Here is a 17,523-nt window from a genome sequence, read left to right as displayed (position 1 = left end):
CTGTTCCTGCCTGTCCCCTGCCCAGTGAATGTGCGCGCGGAAGTATTTCACCCATGCAGATGTATGTGCTCGCCCTCAATCCCACCGATTCGGTCACCGAGGGCTTCCTTCCCGCCGCCCGACGGCTCGGACTCACCGTCACCCTGCTGACGGACCAGCCCCGGGCGCACCGCGACCGCTACCGGGACATCCTCCCGGACATCGAGATACTCCCGTGCGATGTGCGCGACTTCCACGCGGTCATCACCCTGATCTCCGCGCACCGCCCCCCGGACGCCGTCTTCAGCAACAGCGACCACCTCCAGACCCCGGCCGCGCTGGCCGCCGCGTACTTCGGCCTCCCCGCCAAGAGCTGGCAGGCGGCCCTGCGCACCAAGGACAAGGCCCAGATGCGCCGGCACCTCCCCGCGGACCGGGTGCGCGCGGTGGAGCTGGCGGGCCACCGGGACCCGGCGGAGATCCTCGCCCTCGACCCCCCGATCCCCTGTGTGGTCAAGCCCCGCGAGGGAGTGGCCAGCGAGGACGTGGTCCATGTCGGGGACCGCGGCGAACTCGTCCGGCAGTGCGCCCGCGTCCGCGCCCGCCGCCCCGGCGCCGCGCTGGTCGCCGAGGAGTATCTGCCCGGCGAGCTGTACACCCTGGAGACCCTCGGCGACGGCCGCGGCCTGCACGTCCTCGGCGGCTTCCACACCGAGCTCTCCCCGCTGCCGTACTTCATCGAGGAACGCATGGCGTTCGTCCCCGCCCACCCCGCACCCGTCCTGGCCCAGGTGCTGGAGCGGCTCGACGCCCTCGGCGTCGGATTCGGGGCCTGCCACACCGAGTTCGTCGTCCACGAGGGCCGGGTGCGGCTGATCGAGGTCAACTACCGCGCCATCGGCGACCAGTGCGATCTCCTTCTCGCGGAACTCCTCGGCATCCCTCTGTTCGACCACATCCTGCGCACCCATCTCGGTGAGCCGCTTCCGGCCGATCTGCCCGTCCGCACCGGTGTCGCGGCCCGTCTCGCCTACCCCCTGGCCGACCGAGCGGGCACCCTGAGCGCAGCGCCCGGACCCGCCGATCTCACAATCGACGGTGTGAAACTCACCTACCGTCCGGCGCGCTCCCTCGGCGAGCGCCACGACCTCCACCACACCAACCGCGACTTCCTCGGCATCGTCCGCGCCACCGGCCCGGACCAGGAGTCCGTGGACCAGGCAGTGGACGACTTTCTCGCCGGGCTGAGCTGGGAGATCACACCGTGACGGTGACCCGCACCGACCATGAGACCCGCCTGCTGCTCACGGTGCTCAGCACCCTGCTGCGGGAGGATGTCGTCGGGCTGCGCAGCCGCAGCACTCCCCACGAGCGGCCCGACGGCACCTGGCTGCGCCTCGGCACCGGCGCACCGGAAGAGGACGCCTGGCTGCTGCCCGTCCGCCGCACCGACCCCGGATTCCAGTGCGACACCGAGGCCCGGCTGCCCCTGCTGCGCCGTGAGTCCGACGGCACGGAGCTGACCACGGCCGGCGCGATACTGGCCGCCCTCGGCGAACTCGCCGACCCCCGCGACCGGACCGGCTTCGAGGCCTTCGCCGCCGAGTGCCGGCGGGAACTGGCGGCCCGGCGGCTGCACACCGCCACCCACGAACCCATCACCACCGGCCTCACCGGCCGCTACGGCGCCGACCCGGCCCGCTGGACGGGCCCGGCCGCCGCGCTCGCCTTCGACACCCTCGCCGCCCGCATCGACCACCCCGTCTACCCCACCGCGCACAGCAGGCCCGGCCTCACCGAGGACGACCTCAGGGCCCACGCGCCCGAGTTCCACCCCCGCTTCCCGCTGCGTCTGCTCCTGCTGCCCCGGGACGCCGTCACCGCCCGGGGCTGGGACCCCGCCCTGGTGCCCTCGCTCCCCGCCCCGGACGAGGACCGGATCGCGCTGCCCGTCCACCCGCTCACCGCCGGGGACGCCCTGCGCGAGGCGCTGCGCGCCACCGGGCTCGACCGCGCGGCCGAACTCGTCCCGGCACCGGGGCCCGACGCCGTACCCACGCTGTCGATGCGGACCGTCGCCCTCACCGCCGACCCGGCCGTCCACCTCAAACTGCCCCTCGCCACCTCCACCCTCGGCCGGCTCAACCGGCGCACCGTCAAGCCCGGCACGCTCGCCGACGGCGCGGCCGGCCAGCGGCTGCTGGAACGGGTCATCGCCCGCGAGCCCCGCTTCCGGGACACCGTCCTGCACGCGGACGAGACGCGGTACGCGCACGCCGGGCACGACCTCCTCGCCGTCCTGCTGCGCCGGCTGCCGGCCGGACTCGACGGCGCCGCCGTCGTCCCCCTCGCCGCCCTCCTCGCCCCCGCCCCCGACGGCAGGCCCGTCGTCTCCCACCTCGCCGACCGCTTCCACGGCGGCGATCCGGCCGTCCTGTTCGACGCGCTGCTGACCCTGCTCCTCGACTGGCAGACCACCCTGTTCGGCTACGGCATCGCCCTGGAGTCCCACCAGCAGAACATCTCCCTGCTGCTGGACCGGCCCGGCGGGCGCACCCGGCTGCGGCTGCTCCTCAAGGACAACGACGGACCCCGCGTCAACACCACCCGCCTCGGCGACACCCTCGGCCCCCGGGCCGTCTCCTTCGACGACCGGCGGATACTCCACGACGGCGACGGACCCGTCCTCGACCTCTTCACCACCATCACGGTCCATCTGTGCGCGGGCGCGCTCGCCTTCGGGCTCGCCCGCCACGGATACGCGCCCCTCGGCCGGCTGCTCACCCTGGTGCGCGACCGGCTCGACGAGGCCGCCGGCCGGCTCGCACCCGAGCGCGGCGCCCTGCTGCGCACCCATGTCCTGGACGCGGCGGAGCTGCCCATCAAGGCCATGGTCACGGCGGGCACGCTGCTCGCCAAGGAGAGATCAGGGGCAGAGGACATCAACAAGCACTACGGCACCGGCCCCAACTATCTGGCACCGGGAAGGAGGAGTCGATGACCAGCACCATCCCCGACCGCCCCGCCGGCCCCGCGGGCCCGCCCTCCCGGCTCCCCACGGCCGACGAGGCCGTCGCCCACACCCTCCTCAACTGCCTGCTCCGGGAGGTCTCGGCCCCCGAGCACCAGACCGCGGTCGGCGGCGGCCATCTGATGCTCCGGCTGCCCCGGCGCGGCGTGCTGCTCCGGATCGGTCTGCGCCGCACCTCGCTCCTGGGCTCCCACCGCTTCACCGGCCCGGTCACCGAACGGCGCGGACACGGCTGGGCCGAGGTGGACTGGCGGCAGCTCGCCGCCTACACCCATACGGAGCTGTCGCTGCGCACCGGGGCCCGGAACGACGAGTTCCTGCCCCAGGTCGCCGCCAGCCACCAGGGGGTCTCCGCGGCCCTCGCCGCCCACGGGGGCCCCGCCCGGGAAGGGGCCGGCCCGCTCGCCGCCTATCTCGCGTCCGAGCAGTCCCTCGTCCTCGGGCACCGCTTCCACCCCACCCCCAAGGCCCACAGCTCGGACCCGGCCACCTGGTCCGCGTACGCGCCGGAGGCCCGCGCCGCCTTCCCGCTGCGGCTGCTCGCCGTCCGGGAGCACCTCATCGCCCGGGAGTGCGCCGAACCCGGCGCGGACGCGCCCCTGGACCGGATGCGGCCGGTGCCCGAGGGGTACCGGCTGCTGCCCGCCCACCCCTGGCAGTACGAGCAGTTGCGCGACCGTCCCGTCGTGCGCGCGGCCCTGGAGCGGGGCGACCTCCTCGACCTGGGCGCCGGGAACCGGATCTTCACCCCGACGGCCTCGGTCCGCACCCTCTACGACGGCGACACCTTCCTCAAGTTCAGCCTCAATGTCCGGATCACCAACTGCGTCCGGAAGAACGCCCACTACGAACTCTCCGGCGCCGTCGCCCTCACCCGGATTCTGGCGCCCGCGCTCGCCGATCTCGCCGCCCGCTTTCCCGGCGCCGGGATGCTCCGCGAGCCCGCCTACCGCAGCATCGCCCTCCCCGGTCCCGGCGGGCACCCCGACATCGGGGTCCTGGAGGGCTTCGGGGTGATCGTGCGCGAAGGGCTCGGCGGACAGCTCGCCCCGGGCACCACCCCGCTGCTGGCCGCGGCCGTCGCCGACGAGTACCCCACCGGCCCCGGCCATGTCTCCCGGCTCGCCGGGCAGGGGCCCGAGGCCGCGCTCGACTGGTGGCGGCGGTACCTCGGCCTGCTGGTGCCGCCCGTGCTCGCCGCCTACTTCGACCACGGCCTGGTCCTCGAACCCCACCTCCAGAACGTCATCGTCTGCGTCGGCGCCGACGGGCTCCCCGCCCAGGTCCTCTTCCGCGACCTGGAGGGCACCAAGCTGGTGCCCGACCACCACGAGGAGGCGCTCGCCTCGCTGCCCCCCGATGTCGCGGGCCCGCTGGCCTACGACGCCCGGCACGGCTGGGACCGGGTCGTCTACTGCCTGCTCGTCAACCACATCGCCGAACTGCTGGCCGCCCTCGCCGATCTGCACCCCCGGCACGAGCCCGCCCTCTGGAGCGCGGTGCGCCGCACCATCGAGGAGTACGCGGAGTCCTCGGGCCGGCCGCCCCGGCTCCGGGCCCTGCTCGCCGGGGTGCCGCTGCCCGCCAAGGCCAATCTGCTCGCCCGCTGGGACCGCTCGGCCGACCGTCACGCCGGATACGTCCGGCTGCCCTCCCCGCTCGCGGAGGACGTCCTCACCCAGGTGACCCGCGCCGAAGCCGATCGGAGCCCCCGTTGATCCCGCCCGCCGTGCACCGGCTCGCCCGCTCGCTGCCCCCCGGCCGGCTCCCCGCCTATCTGTACGACCTCACCGCCCTGGACGAGCACGCCCGCGCGGTCCGGGCCGCCCTGCCGGAGCGGGTCGAGCTGTACTACGCGGCCAAGGCCAACCCGGAACCGGAGATCCTCACCGCGCTCTCCCCCCATGTCGACGGCTACGAGGTCTCGTCCGGCGGTGAACTCGCCCATGTGGCCGGCGCGGTGCCCGGCCGTCCGCTGGCCCTCTCCGGACCCGGCAAGACACCCGCCGAGATCGAGGCCGCGCTGCGGCTGGGCGTGGACCGCTTCCATGTGGAGAGCGCCCATGAACTCGCGGTGCTCGCCGCCCTCGCCGACCGCCTCGGCACCCGAGCCCGGGTGCTGCTCCGCTTCAACCTCGCCGTCGACGGCGCGCTGCTCCGGGGCAGCGCCCTGGCCATGGGCGGGCGGCCCGCCCCCTTCGGCATCGACCCCGCCGACGCGGACGCGCTGGTCGGCCGGCTCACCGGCCCGAGCCTGCCCCGGCTGGAGTTCCTCGGTGTCCACGCCCACCTCGCCAGCGGACTCACCGCTCCGCAGCACCTCGCCGTCGCGGCGTCCGTGACCGGCTGGTCGGCGGCGCTCGCCGCCCGGCACGGCGTCCGGCTGCGCGAGGTGAACCTGGGCGGCGGGATGTCCGTCGACTACACCCGCCCCGAGGCCCGCTTCGACTGGGCCGGCTACGGCTCCGGTCTCGCCCGGATCGCCGCGGCCCACCCCGGCACGGTGCTGCGCGTCGAACCGGGCCGGGCGCTCACCGTCCACTGCGGCTGGTACGCCACCGAGGTGCTGGACGCCAAGCGGAGCCACGGCGAGGACTTCGCGGTGGTCCGCGGCGGCACCCATCATCTGCGCACCCCCGCCACCAAGGGCCACGACCAGCCCTGCGCCGTCCTGCCCGTCGAGGAGTGGGACCATCCCTGGCCCCGGCCGGGGACCGGGGGCGGCCCGGTCACCCTCGTCGGGCAGCTGTGCACGCCCAAGGACCTCCTCGCCCGCTCCGTCCCCGTGCCGGACGGTCTGCGGGCGGGCGACCGGGTGGTGTTCGCGATGGCGGGGGCGTACGCCTGGAACATCTCGCACCACGACTTCCTGATGCACCCCAGGCCCGGCTTCCACTTCCTCGGCGCCCCCGCGACACCGGCGGCGGACGGCCGATGACGGACGGAGTCCGCCGATAGGGTGCGGGAGGGGGTCCCGGAAGGAGCTGAGCCGTGGCGCCGACGCCCCAGGTGGCACCGACGGTGGCGATGGTGGTGCTGACCCTGACCACCGGGATGGTCGAAGCGGTGAGCTTCCTCGTCCTGGGTCCGGTCTTCACCGCCGTGCAGACCGGGAATCTGCTCTTCCTCGGCTTCGCGGTCGCCGGCGAGGAGGGACTCTCCCTCCTCGCCCCGGCCGGCTCACTGGCCGGCTTCACGGTGGGCGCGGTGCTCGGCGCCCGGCTGGAGGCCGCCGTCGAACGGCGCGGCGGACGCTGGTTCACCGTGGCGCTCCGCACCGAGGCGGCGCTCCTGGCGCTCGCGGCCCTGCTGCTGGCCGGGCCGGCGTCCGGCGCCCACGGGGCGGTCACCGCCGTGGTCGCCGCCGCGATGGGGCTGCGCAATGCCACCACCCTGCGCGCCGGGGTGCCGGATCTGACCACCACCGTCGCGACCCGCTCGCTGACCGCCCTGCTGGCACCGCCGGGACGGACCGCCCGGGTGACCCCGGACACCGCCGCCCGGCTCCGGCGGGCCGCGGCCGTCGCCACGATGTTCGCCGGCGGCCTCCTCGGCGCGTGGCTGCTGCGCCGGGAGGTCGCCGCGCCCGTGGTCCTGCTGACGGTGGCCGGGGTGGTCCTGGCCACCGCCGCCGGCGCGGCGGCCGGGGTCCGGCGGCCACCGCGATAACCGGATGCGCCGCCCCCGCCGCGGATGATTGGGTTCCGTTCCATGAGAGAACGGCCCGGCACCATCGACGACACGGTGGTGCGCGACGCGCTGCGCGCCTGGGACATCGAGCCCGGCACCCTCGACTACGCCCCGGTCGGCTTCGGCGACCACCACTGGATCGCGAGCGGCGCCGGCCGCTGGTTCGTGACCGTCGCCGACCTCGCCGACAAGGAGCACTGCGGCACCGGCACCGAGGCCGCCCGGCGCGGGCTCGGCCGTGCCCTGGAGACGGCCGTCGCGCTGGGCGGGCGCCCGGGCCTCGGCTTCGTGGTGGCGCCGCTGCGCACGGCCGCCGGCGAGTCGCTCCGCCCGCTCCCGGACGGACGCCACGCCATCAGCGTCTTCCCGTATCTGGAGGGCTCCGCCGGCCGGTTCGGCGAGGAGTTGCCGGAGCCCCGGCGCGTCCGCGCCCTGGAGACGCTCGCGGCCCTGCACACCGCCCGGCCCCCGGCCGCCGTGCCCGTCCTCCGGCCCGAGCTGCCGGGGCGCGCCCGGCTGGAGAGGGCCCTGCGGGAGACCGGACGCCCCTGGAGCGGTGGCCCGTTCTCCGAGCCCGCCAGGGAACTCCTCGCGGACGGAGGGCTGCGGGCCCCGCTGGAGGAGTTCGACCGGCTGGTGCGCCGGGTCCGGGAGGGCGGCGCGGAGCCGGTGGTGACCCACGGTGAGCCGCACCCCGGCAATCTGCTGTGGCAGGGGGAGGAGGCGCGGCTGCTGGACTGGGACACCGTGGGTCTCGCGGTGCCCGAGCGGGATCTGTGGCTCGTCGCCCGGGAACCGGCCGATCACGCCCGCTGGACGGAAAAGACCGGCCGCACCCCCGATCCGGCCGCGCTCGCGCTCTACCGGCTGCGCTGGGATCTGGAGGATGTCACCGCCTTTCTCGGCTGGTTCCGCTCATCGCATGCCGAGGGCCCGGACACCGCTCTGGCCTGGGAGGGATTCTCGGCCACTCTGGAACGGCTCACGGAGGGATGACCGCCCACGGCGGTTGCCGTACCGAGCGATGAACGGCCGGGCCCGCCCCCGGTGCGTCATTCGGGCCAGGGCGAGTCCAGGATCGTCCGTACGAAATCCCCTCGTTCGAAACCGGGGACATAGTGCTGGAGCACATCCGCCTTCACATTGCCGAATGTGGTCGCGGGCTTGGGGCGGATTCCCTCGGTGAACGCCTCCAGGATGCGCCGCTTGAAGTCTGGGCGCGGATGGAGCGTGACGATTGCCGCACGGTCCGTGTCGGAGATGGCGTCGAACCCGATTCCGAGCACGTCGTACTCGACTCCCGCGGTGACCAGCGCCACTTCCGGCTCCATGAACTCGGGAATACCGGGGGTGGTGTGCAGGGCGATGGCGGTCCACACCCGGCGGACGCTGTCCTCGGGCACTCCCCGGGCGGCCAGAAAGCGCCGGGCCTCGTCCGCGCCGTCCACCTCGAAGCGCCGTCCACTGCCGTGGAAGCGCTCGCCGAGGCCGAGGTCGTGGAACATCGCCCCGATGTAGAGCAGCTCGGGGTCGAACGAGAGTCCCCGCGCGCGGCCCTGGAGGGCACCGAAGAAGTAAACCCGGCGTGAATGGTCGTAGATGAGGGAACCCGTCGTGTCTCGTACCAGCTCGGTCGCCTCCTGTGCGAGCTTGGTGTCCGGAACGGGCACGCCGGCGACCGGTGGGAGGTCGTTCGTCATGGGTATTCACAGCCTTTCCTCGTACGATTTCTTTGAGTGTGCCGATCCTGCCGGGTTCTTCCGGTGACGGCCACGACCCCCGGTATCCGTGTCCCGTTCGACGGGGCGCCGGCCGGGCTCACCGACAAGGAACGCGGTATCACGCCGTGTTCACCGCGTGATGGGAGGTGCTGGGTGAACGTCGGTACCAGAGTGATCAGTGGGACGCCTGGGGCTGATGGTGACCGACATCACTTACCGCGGGAGTGCACGGATTCCGTGTTTCGAGCGTCTCCATAGGTGTCAGTAAAACGTCAACGACCCGCGTGTGCGGATGTGTTAGCGGTGCGGATATACGGCTGCTCGGATCGGGGACGTCCGGCTGGCACGTTCTTTTCAGCAGCATGACGGTATGTGATGAATCAACTACATCAACTCCGCGTATTGCTCTCGTGTGGCCACACAGTGGCCCCAGACAGTCCCGTGTGGGCCAGGGAGAAAGCATGAAACCGTTCGCGTGGAACTACGCACGTCCGGCCGAGTTGGCGCCTGTGATCGACCAGTACTCGTACGACGCCTCGCTCCAGCTCAATGTGCTGGCCGACGGGCGCCCCGCCATCATGGACCGGGCTCTGCTGGCGGCGGTCGGCACCACCACCTCCACAGCCGGTTCCGCCACCCACTTCGACGACTGAGAACGCCGCGCACGATGACGGTGCTGATCCTGACCTGTGAGCAGGATGTGACCGCGGACATGGTGGTGGCGCAACTCCATGAGCAGGGCGTCCCCCTGGTCCGGTTCGACCCCGGCGACCTCCCCGGCGAGAGCGCGCTCTCCGCGGAGTACGTCCGGGGCGACTTCCGCGGCTATCTCTCCACGGGGGGGCGTGTGGTGAGCATGGACGGCCTGCGCTCCATCTGGGTGCGCCGGCCGGGCGAACCGGCCGCGCACGCCCCCGAACCGTCCGCCTGGCTCTCCGCCGAGACCGGGCAGGCGCTGTACGGAATGCTCGACTGCACCGCGGCGCGCTGGATGAACGACCGGTGCGCCGCGGCCAGGGCGCGGCTCAAGCCGTGGCAGCTCCGCCTCGCCCACCGGAGCGGCTTTCCCGTGCCCGCCACGGTGATCACCACCTATCCGAAGGTGGCCCAGCAGTTCGCCGACCAGTACCGGCAGGTGGTGGTCAAGGCCGTGTCGGGCCGGCCGCCGGGCGACCCGCCGATGGCGCTGCCCACCACGCTCGTACCGCCGGACGCCGACTTCTCGGATGTGGCGGCCGGTCCCACGCTGCTCCAGCGGTATGTGGCCAAGCGCGCGGACATCCGGCTCACCGCGGTCGGGGAGGAGTCGTTCGCGGCGCGGAAGGCCGCCGGGCCGGGGCAGGTCGACGGGCGGTTCGGCGACACCGGCCACACCTGGGAGCCGGTCGAGGTCCCGCCCCGCGTCCAGCGGGCCGTCGAGCAGTACCGGCGCGCGGCGGGCCTCGCGTACGGCGCCTTCGACTTCGCCGAGGACACCGAGGGGACCTGGTGGTTCCTGGAGTGCAACCAGGGCGGCCAGTTCGGCTTCGTCGAGCTGGAGACCGGACAGCCGATCGCCGCGGCGGTCGCGCGCTGGCTCGGCGCACCGGGGGAGTCCCCATGACGGCATGAGAGAGGCGCCCGGGGGACCGGGCGATACGGAGCTTCGCGGATCATCCACACTCTGCGAGATTCCTTCACGGAATGTGTTTTGGGCATAAGCTGCGGATCTCGTGCCGGGCCCACATGTGGGGGGTGCCCGGCCCTGATCTGTGAAGGATGCTCATGCGCCACACGCGTACCCTCGCCGCCGCCGCCGTCGCGGCCTGTCTCGGCGGTGCCGTTCTGCTGCCCTCGCCCGCGCAGGCCGCCAAGGGCTCCGTCCATCTGTACAAGATCCACTACGACAGCCCGGGCAAGGACAACCGCAGCAACTCCAGCCTGAACGGCGAGTACGTCCAGATCCGCAACACCACCAAGTCGGCCGTCAGCCTCAAGGGCTGGACCCTCACCGACAAGGCGAACCACAAGTACACCTTCGGCGCCTACACCCTGGGCAAGGGCAAGACGGTGACGATACGCACCGGCAAGGGCAAGAACACCGCGGCCACCCGCTACCAGGGCCGCGGCGCCTACGTCTGGAACAACGACAGGGACACGGCCACGCTGAAGAAGGCCTCCGGCTCCACGGCGGACACCTGCGCCTACAACTCCAGCCGGGTCGACTCCAAGACGTGCTGACCGGCCGCCGGCCGTGACGGTGTGCCCGCCCACCGGGTGGGCACACCCCGTCCCTCCGCCGCCGTCCGGCCTTCCCGACGATCAGGCCCCGCGCCGCGCCTCCCGTTGCTAATCTGCTCGTCAGCGCAGTGCCGGGGACCGGGGGGAGGACGGCGGATGCGACCGAGGCTCGTTCTCGTCCACGGCATCGGCCCGCCGCGCGACCCCGCCCGGGAGCGAGCCGAGTGGACGGCGGCCCTCGCCACGGGCATGCGCGCCGCCGGACACAGCCGCCTCGCGGCCGAACTCACCGGGGGCCGGGGCATCGACACCGTCTTCGCGCACTACGGAGACCTCTTCCGCCGCGACCAGGCCCAGGGCCAGGGCGGCGGCCACCTCCCCGCCGGCCCCGGCGCGGCCCTCCTCGCCGAACTCCTCATCGCCTGGGTCGACGCCCTCGCCGAGGCGACCGACGACCCCCGCGAACGCGCGCTGCTCGACCACGCCCGGGCCCAGGCACAGCCCCGCGCCCAGAGCCAGGGCGGACCCGCCCTCGTGCGCCGCGCCCTCAACGTGGCCACCACCGTGCTCTCGCTGCGCCCCTGGGGCCCGGCCGCCCGCTGGATCACCCCCAGGCTGATGGTCCACCACCTCGCCCAGGTCGCCCGCTATCTGGCCCGTGGCGAGGAGGACGCCACCGGCCGCGCCCTCCACCGGCGTGCCCGCGCCCGCGTCGCCGAAGCCCTGGGCGAGGGGCCCGCCCTCGTCGTCTCCCACTCCCTCGGCACCGTCGTGGCCCTGGAGACCCTCCACGAACACCCCGCGCCCGTCCCGCTCTTCGTCACCCTCGGCTCCCCGATCGCCATGCGCACCGTCGTCTGGCCCCGGCTGCTGCCCCAGCCCCCGTCCGTGCCCGACAGCGTCCACCGCTGGCTCAACTTCTGGGACCGCGACGACCTCATCGCCGTCCGCCCCCGTCTGGAGCGGGAGCTGAGGCCCGGCCCCACCGGGGTGCTGCCGGTCAGCACCCGCACCGACGCCGACGGCCTGTGGGTCCACTCCGCCACCACCTACCTCGCCCGGCCCGATGTCGCGGGACCCGTCGCCGAAGCGCTGACGGACTCCGCCACCGGCCCCGGCTGAGCGGGGCGGCGGGACGGCATGAGACACGGACACCCCGAGCGCCACGCCCTGGTCATCGCACCCCAGTGCACCTCCATGGGCCGTCTGGTCCGGCTGGAGAAGGCCGCCGCCGCACTCGGCGCCGTCCTCACCGACCCCTCGGTGGGGGACTGCCGGCCCGGCCTCCCGGACGGGACCACCACCCTCCTCACCGGCGACCACCTCACCAGCGCCGAGATCACCGCCGCCGCCGAACGGGCGATCCAGTACGCGGCCGAACGCGGCGCGGTCCTCGTCCTGGCCTTCCTCGGCCACGGGCTCACCCCCGGCGGCAGCGGCACCCTCCACCTCATGGCCGCCGACTCCCACGACGACCTCAGACACCGCTCCGTGAAAGTCACCGACCTGCTCACCACCGCCCTCGACCACCCCGCGATCCCCGGAGTCCTCGGCATCGTCGACACCTGCCACGCGGCCGGCGCCCTCCCCGCCGCCCAGGACCTCACCTCCGGCACCACCCTCGGCAACACCCGCATCGCCCTGCTCATGGGGGCCTCCCTCCACGAGGAAGCCGTCGACCTGGCCTTCTCCCGGGGCCTGACCGCCCTGCTGCGCTCCGGCATCCCCGGCCGCGGCCCCACCCTCACCACCGCCGACCTGCGCTCCGCGCTCCGCGCCACCCTGACCGGACAGAGCGTCACCGGCCTGGACTACGACGGCACCGCCGGCGAACCCCTGTGGTTCGCCCGCAACACCCGCGCCGGCGAACCCCTCCCCGGCGGCCTCGGCGGCCCCCTCGCCCACGAGGAACTCACCGAGGCCCTCGCCGCCCTGGACCCGCCGCCGCCCCTGCCCGACACCGGCGTGCCGGCCGCCGAGCGCTGCCGCGACGAGGTGCTCACCCGCCCGGCGGGCCCCGCCCGCGAACGCGCCCTGCGCGCCCTCGACAGCCTCCTCCTCGCCCTGCGCACCGTCATCTTCATCCGCTCCTGGACCGGCGCCGGCCTCACCACCGAGGCCCTCCGGCACGCCCTGCACACCCTGCTCGCCGCCGAACAGCGTGTCCCCGCGCCCGGGACCGCCGTCACCGATGTGGCGATCGTCGACGAACTGGCCTTCAACCACCCCGCGTCCGAGCCCGACGGCCGCGCGGCCCTCGCCCGGTTCACCGCCCTCCTCGGCCTGCACTGCGGCAAGCGCCCCGACGACCCCGAACTCCTCGGCTGGGGCCGGCTCATCCAGGCACCGGCCCAGGTCAACGACGCCATCCGGTACGCCACCGCCCGCGGCGACGAGCAGCGGCTCGGCCTCGTCGTCAGCCTCCACTCCTCCCTCGCCGGCGAGTGGCCCGAGACCCTCGACGCCTGGCTGCTGCTGGACGGCTCCGTCCTCCACCACGAGCAGTTCCCCGCCGAACCGGCCGACCGGCCGGGCGCCGAGGCCGCGCTCGAAGCGGCCGCCCTCTGGGCCGAGGACCTCGCCAGAACCCTCCGGCTGCCGCTGAAACGCCTCGACATCGCCGTCCCCGGAGCCCTGCTGCTGGAGTGGCGGCCCGAGGAGGCCGGCACCGCGCTCCTCCTCGGAGTGCGGTTCGACGTCCGGCTCCACTGGAGCAGCAGACTCACCCCCGACGCCGTGCTGCGCAGCGTCGACACCACCGTCGCCGAACGCTGGGAGACGATCTCCGGCGCCGCGTCGGGCGCGCCCGTCGACTGGCTGGCCCACGAGGACCTCGCCGACCGGCAGCTGCTCCGCGGCCGGCTGCGCACCGGCCGCTACACCCGGGGCATCGGTCTGACCCAGCACCCGGGCGGCGACCCCCGGCTGCTGGAGATCCTGCTCGCCTACACCCCGGTCCTGCTCTGGCCCCGCACCGACCTCGGCTTCCCCGAGGAGCGCCACGGCTGTCTCGACACCCGCTGGTGGGCCATGCCGGGAGCGCTGCTCCACGCCTACCGCGAGAGCTGGCGCGGCGCGGACGCGGGCGATCTCGCCGAACTGCGGGCCGTCTGGGACGACCGGGAATGGCTCCGTTTCTGCTGGTACTTCCGCTCGACGCCCACCGGGGGCGCGCCAGCGGCCGACGAAGGGGGCGCATGACGGTGGAAGCCCACTACCGGGGCGACGGAGTCGCCCGACCGGGGACCGAGCTGCCCGAGCCACCGCCCTGGCGGACCTTCCCCCGGGACTCCCCGGCCGATACGTTCCAGCCGCCCGAGGGCCTGGCCGCCGCCGTGAACGCGGCGCTGGCCCTGCGCCGCCCGCTGCTCATCACCGGCGGCCCCGGAACCGGCAAGTCCACCGTGATCGAGCAGGTCGCGGAGGAACTGGACCTCGGCCCGGTGCTGCGCTGGCACATCACCTCCCGCAGCACCCTGGCGGACGCCCTCTACCGGTACGACGCGCTCGGCCGCATCCACGCCCACCGCCTCCAGCAGGAGCGGGCCCGCACGGACACCGCCGCGCCCGCCACGGGGTCCGACGACATCGCCGACTTCCTCACCCTGGGCCAGCTCGGCACCGCGCTGCTCCCCGCCGGGCGCCCGCGCGCCCTGCTCATCGACGAGATCGACAAGGCCGACCTCGATCTCCCCGGCGATCTCCTCGACGTACTGGAACGGGGTGAGTTCCGCATCCCCGAGCTGCTCCGGGAGGGCGGGGACCGGGCCGAGGTGCGGCTCTGGGACAGCGATCGGCGCGGATCGGTGCACCGGGGGCACGTCCAGTGCACCGAGTTCCCCTTCACCGTGATGACCAGCAACGGCGAACAGGAACTGCCCGCCCCGTTTCTGCGCCGCTGTGTCCGCTTCACCATGCCGAGGCCGACGGCGGAGCTGATCCGCCGGGTGGTCCGGGCCCATCTCCGGCTGGAGGTGGGCGCGTCGGGGCCGGAGGCGGAGCTGGTCGACGACTTCGTCCGGCGGGTCGCCGCCGGCCAGAGCGTCGCCGTCGACCAACTGCTGGGCACCCTCCATCTGCTCCACGGCGCTCCCGCCTCCGGACAGGAGCGCGAGCAGCTGATCGCCCTGCTGATGCGGGACCTCTCCGGTGCCTGACGGCGACCGGGCGGACGAGGCGGCGCCGGCCCGTCCGTCCGCCCTGACCACCGTGGTCGGGGCGCTCGGCGGGCTCGGCCGGGACCTGGACGGTGTCGCCGTCGCCGAACTGCTCTGGCTGGCGGCCCGCCGCCCGCCCGCGCCCCCGGCCGCCCCACCGGACCCGGACCGCGCCGCCGCCGGCGCGCCCGCCCCCGGCGCCGACGAGCCGGCCGGCCGGGAGCGGCCCGCGGCCCGCCGTCTCTTCCCCGCGGTCGCCGAGCCCGGCGGGCCCCGTGTCCCCGCCCGCCGGCTGCAGGTGCCGGCCGGCTCCGCGCTGCCCCGTTCCCGGCGCATCGCCACCGCTCTCAGGCCGCTCGGCCGCCCCTGGCGCGACGGCCGGGAGCTGCGGCTCGACATCGGCACCACCATCGCCGACTACGCGCGCGGCGGGGAACTCGTTCCCGCGTTCCGGCCCGCCCCCGAGCGCTGGTTCGATCTCACCGTCGCCCTCGACCGCTCGCCCACCATGAGGGTCTGGGACGAAACCATCGGCGAACTGCTCTCCGTACTGGCCCGGACGGGGGTCTTCCGGACGCTGCGCGTCCAGCGGACCGACACGGTGGAGCCCGCCGGCGCCGGCGCGCCCCACCGTCCCCGACGGCTGACGCTCGTCGTCTCGGACTGCGTCCCCGGCGACGGCGGGCTGTGGCCCCGGGTCCACCGATGGGCCACCGCCGGGCCCACCGTCCTCCTCAACCCGCTGCCGCCGGGCATCTGGCGCCACTGCGGGCTCGACCTCCCGGCGGTCAGGGTCGCCCCGCCGCCCGGCCCCGGCGCGCGCAACGGCCGGCTCCCCTTCGCGACACCGCCGCTGCTGGAGCCGGAGCCGTCCGGCCCCGGGTCACGGTGGCTGCCCGTCCCGGTCATCGGACTCTCGCCGCGCTCAGTGGAGCGCTGGGCGCGCACCCTGATGCGCGGGGACCCGGCGGGTTGTCAGGCCGTGCTCGTACCGCGCGCCGGGACGGCGGTGCGGCCCGCGCAGCCGCCGCCCGCGGTCACGGACGCGGCCGGGCTGATCGAGTCCTTCCTCCACCGCGCCTCGCCCGCGGCCCTCCGGCTCGCCGTGCTCTGCTCGCTCTACCCCCGGCTGACCACGGGACTGCTCCATCTGGTCCGCCAGGAACTCGTCCCCGACGCCACGGCCGCCGACGCCGCGACGGTCGTCGTCGGCGGCCTTCTGGAGATCACCGGGGCGGGCCCGGCGGACAGCGGCGGACCCGTGCTGGAGTTCCGCCCGGGGGTACGGGAGCTGCTGGCCCACCGCCTCGGCGTCCGGGACGCCCGGCGCACCCACGACGCGGTCAGCCGCTTCATCGCCGAGCGCGCCCCCGGCCCGGCCGGTCTCCCCGCGCTGGTCCCCGACGAGCGGGGGGAGTCGGCCGTCGCCCCGGGGATCGCGCCCTTCGCCTCGGCGTCGGCGGAGACCCTGCGGAGGCTGGGGATGCCGGTGGCGGAACCCGCACCGCCGCCGGCCGCCGCCGCCGGGCGCGCACCCCTCCCGGAACCGGTGCCCGCGACGGTGCGGGACACCGGCCCCGAACGCCCGTACTTCTTTCTGAGCTACGCCCGCACCCCCGCGCCCGGGGCCGGCGGCCCGGACCCGAATCTCTGGGTGGAGCGGCTGTTCATGGATCTCTGCGCCCATGTGGCGGCCGTCGCCGACCTGCCCGACGGGATGCGGCCCGGGGTGATGGAACGAGGACCGGAGCCCGGCGCGGACCGTGCGGAGCCGCCGGCCGAGGCGCTGGCCCGCTGCCGGGTCCTCGTCCCGCTCTACTCCCCGCGGTACTTCGCCAGCGAGCTGTGCGGCCGGGAGTGGGCCGCCTTCGCCCGGCGGACCGCCCGGAAGGGAACCAGGAGCAGTCGGGGCAGCGAGGCGATCGTGCCCGCGCTCTGGGTCCCGGTCCCGTCCGGCCGACTGCCGGCGGCGGCCGAGCGGCTCGGCTTCGACCACCGGGCCATCGGCGACCGCTACGCCGCCGACGGCCTCTACGGTCTGGTCACGCGGCGCGCCTTCCTGGAGCAGTACGAAGCGGCCGTCCACCGGCTGGCCCTGCGCATCGTCTCCGTCGCCGGGTCCGTCGAGGTCGCCCCCGTCGGCCCGGCCGGCGACGGGCGGGTGCCGAACGCCTTCGCTGAGCCCCCCGGCGGGGCGCGTCCGGTACGGATCACCGTGGTCGCCCCGAGTGTCTGGAATCTGCCGGAGGGGCGGGACGGCCGCCACTACGGCCCCCACGCCCACGACTGGAACCCCTTCTTCCCGGAGTCGGGACGCCCGCTGGTGGAGACGGCCCGGGAACTGATCGGCTCGCTCGGCCGCGAGGTCTCGGTCGAACCCTTCGACGAGCACGCCCCGCCGTTCCCCGGGCCGGAGATCCTGCTCATCGACACCTGGGCACTGGAGGACGGTCCGCTCCGCGACCGCCTCGCCTCCTACGACGCGCTGCCGCGCGCCGGGACCCTTCCCCTCCTCGTGTGGAGCGGCACCGGCGCTCCCCGGCCGTCGCGTTCCGAGCTGTACCGGCGGCTGATGTCGGCGATGCCGCGCCTGATGGAGACCGTGACCGCCGAATCCGACGCGCTCAGCGCCCTGGGCGCGGCGACCTTCCGCGCGTTGCTGCCCGAGGCCGTACGCGCCGCCGAACAGCGGTACGGACGGGCCGCCGGCCCTCCCTGACCCCGC

At 74.6% G+C, this 17,523-nt stretch carries 14 protein-coding genes; 13 read left to right on the top strand and 1 reads right to left on the bottom strand.

Annotation, left to right across the window (positions count from 1 at the left end):
* Positions 1–53 precede the first annotated feature (53 nt).
* From ACWCRA_RS14515 to ACWCRA_RS14490, 6 genes are read left to right on the top strand one after another with little or no spacing between them, the layout of a single operon-like run.
* Positions 54–1,247, top strand: a complete 1,194-nt coding sequence (locus ACWCRA_RS14515; RefSeq protein WP_351543793.1) for an ATP-grasp domain-containing protein — start codon at positions 54–56, stop codon at positions 1,245–1,247.
* A complete protein-coding gene (locus tag ACWCRA_RS14510) occupies positions 1,244–2,980 on the top strand; it encodes an IucA/IucC family protein (RefSeq protein WP_451067724.1) in 1,737 nt (578 codons plus the stop codon). The genes ACWCRA_RS14515 and ACWCRA_RS14510 overlap by 4 nt, the downstream gene beginning before the upstream one ends.
* Positions 2,977–4,728, top strand: coding sequence for an IucA/IucC family protein (locus ACWCRA_RS14505; protein WP_351543787.1), 1,752 nt, complete (start codon positions 2,977–2,979; stop codon positions 4,726–4,728). The genes ACWCRA_RS14510 and ACWCRA_RS14505 overlap by 4 nt, the downstream gene beginning before the upstream one ends.
* The gene (locus tag ACWCRA_RS14500; RefSeq protein WP_351543785.1) at positions 4,725–5,948 is read left to right on the top strand and encodes a type III PLP-dependent enzyme; all 1,224 of its coding nucleotides are present in this window, start codon (positions 4,725–4,727) and stop codon (positions 5,946–5,948) included. Before ACWCRA_RS14505 ends, ACWCRA_RS14500 begins: the two co-directional genes overlap by 4 nt.
* 53 nt (positions 5,949–6,001) lie before the next feature.
* The gene (locus tag ACWCRA_RS14495; protein ID WP_451067723.1) at positions 6,002–6,679 is read left to right on the top strand and encodes a YoaK family protein; all 678 of its coding nucleotides are present in this window, start codon (positions 6,002–6,004) and stop codon (positions 6,677–6,679) included.
* Positions 6,680–6,721: 42 nt separating this feature from the next.
* A complete protein-coding gene (locus ACWCRA_RS14490) occupies positions 6,722–7,696 on the top strand; it encodes a phosphotransferase (protein WP_351543779.1) in 975 nt (324 codons plus the stop codon).
* 56 nt (positions 7,697–7,752) lie between these two features.
* Here ACWCRA_RS14490 and ACWCRA_RS14485 read toward each other — a convergent pair whose 3' ends face one another.
* On the bottom strand, positions 7,753–8,400 hold the full coding sequence (locus ACWCRA_RS14485) for an HD domain-containing protein (RefSeq protein ID WP_351543777.1): 648 nt from the start codon (positions 8,398–8,400) through the stop codon (positions 7,753–7,755).
* 482 nt (positions 8,401–8,882) lie between these two features.
* Here ACWCRA_RS14485 and tgmA point away from each other — a divergent pair, with 482 nt between their 5' ends.
* The 7 genes from tgmA (at position 8,883) to ACWCRA_RS14450 (ending at position 17,517) form a co-directional block, all read left to right on the top strand.
* The gene (gene tgmA / locus ACWCRA_RS14480; RefSeq protein WP_351543774.1) at positions 8,883–9,074 is read left to right on the top strand and encodes a putative ATP-grasp-modified RiPP; all 192 of its coding nucleotides are present in this window, start codon (positions 8,883–8,885) and stop codon (positions 9,072–9,074) included.
* Positions 9,075–9,088: 14 nt separating this feature from the next.
* Positions 9,089–10,024 carry an ATP-grasp ribosomal peptide maturase gene (gene tgmB, locus ACWCRA_RS14475; protein ID WP_351543771.1) on the top strand — a complete coding sequence of 312 codons (936 nt, stop codon included), beginning with the start codon at positions 9,089–9,091 and terminating at the stop codon, positions 10,022–10,024.
* A 161-nt stretch (positions 10,025–10,185) separates the two neighbouring features.
* Positions 10,186–10,641: a lamin tail domain-containing protein gene (locus ACWCRA_RS14470; RefSeq protein WP_351543768.1), complete on the top strand. Its 456-nt coding sequence runs from the start codon at positions 10,186–10,188 to the stop codon at positions 10,639–10,641.
* A 156-nt stretch (positions 10,642–10,797) separates the two neighbouring features.
* Entirely contained in the window at positions 10,798–11,763 is a 966-nt protein-coding gene (locus tag ACWCRA_RS14465) for a hypothetical protein (RefSeq protein WP_451067722.1), read from the top strand.
* A gap of 18 nt (positions 11,764–11,781) precedes the next feature.
* The gene (locus tag ACWCRA_RS14460) at positions 11,782–13,842 is read left to right on the top strand and encodes a vWA-MoxR associated conflict system protein (RefSeq protein ID WP_451067721.1); all 2,061 of its coding nucleotides are present in this window, start codon (positions 11,782–11,784) and stop codon (positions 13,840–13,842) included.
* A complete protein-coding gene (locus tag ACWCRA_RS14455) occupies positions 13,839–14,798 on the top strand; it encodes an AAA family ATPase (RefSeq protein WP_351543759.1) in 960 nt (319 codons plus the stop codon). Before ACWCRA_RS14460 ends, ACWCRA_RS14455 begins: the two co-directional genes overlap by 4 nt.
* The gene (locus ACWCRA_RS14450) at positions 14,791–17,517 is read left to right on the top strand and encodes a TIR-like protein FxsC (protein ID WP_451067720.1); all 2,727 of its coding nucleotides are present in this window, start codon (positions 14,791–14,793) and stop codon (positions 17,515–17,517) included. Before ACWCRA_RS14455 ends, ACWCRA_RS14450 begins: the two co-directional genes overlap by 8 nt.
* The last annotated feature ends 6 nt before the right edge of the window (positions 17,518–17,523 follow it).

It is taken from the genome of Streptomyces sp. NPDC001889, assembly GCF_053594535.1.
Note: the sequence above shows the minus strand (reverse complement) of the source record. Positions and strands in the feature narration are given on the sequence as shown.

Excerpts from the sequence above, each read along its gene's own strand:
- ACWCRA_RS14515 (WP_351543793.1), top strand. The coding sequence starts at position 54 with ATGCAGATGTATGTGCTCGCCCTCAATCCCACCGATTCGGTCACCGAG.
- ACWCRA_RS14505 (WP_351543787.1), top strand. The coding sequence starts at position 2,977 with ATGACCAGCACCATCCCCGACCGCCCCGCCGGCCCCGCGGGCCCGCCC.
- ACWCRA_RS14490 (WP_351543779.1), top strand. The coding sequence starts at position 6,722 with ATGAGAGAACGGCCCGGCACCATCGACGACACGGTGGTGCGCGACGCG.
- ACWCRA_RS14485 (WP_351543777.1), bottom strand. The coding sequence starts at position 8,400 with ATGACGAACGACCTCCCACCGGTCGCCGGCGTGCCCGTTCCGGACACC.
- tgmA (WP_351543774.1), top strand. The coding sequence starts at position 8,883 with ATGAAACCGTTCGCGTGGAACTACGCACGTCCGGCCGAGTTGGCGCCT.
- tgmB (WP_351543771.1), top strand. The coding sequence starts at position 9,089 with ATGACGGTGCTGATCCTGACCTGTGAGCAGGATGTGACCGCGGACATG.
- ACWCRA_RS14470 (WP_351543768.1), top strand. The coding sequence starts at position 10,186 with ATGCGCCACACGCGTACCCTCGCCGCCGCCGCCGTCGCGGCCTGTCTC.
- ACWCRA_RS14465 (WP_451067722.1), top strand. The coding sequence starts at position 10,798 with ATGCGACCGAGGCTCGTTCTCGTCCACGGCATCGGCCCGCCGCGCGAC.
- ACWCRA_RS14460 (WP_451067721.1), top strand. The coding sequence starts at position 11,782 with ATGAGACACGGACACCCCGAGCGCCACGCCCTGGTCATCGCACCCCAG.
- ACWCRA_RS14455 (WP_351543759.1), top strand. The coding sequence starts at position 13,839 with ATGACGGTGGAAGCCCACTACCGGGGCGACGGAGTCGCCCGACCGGGG.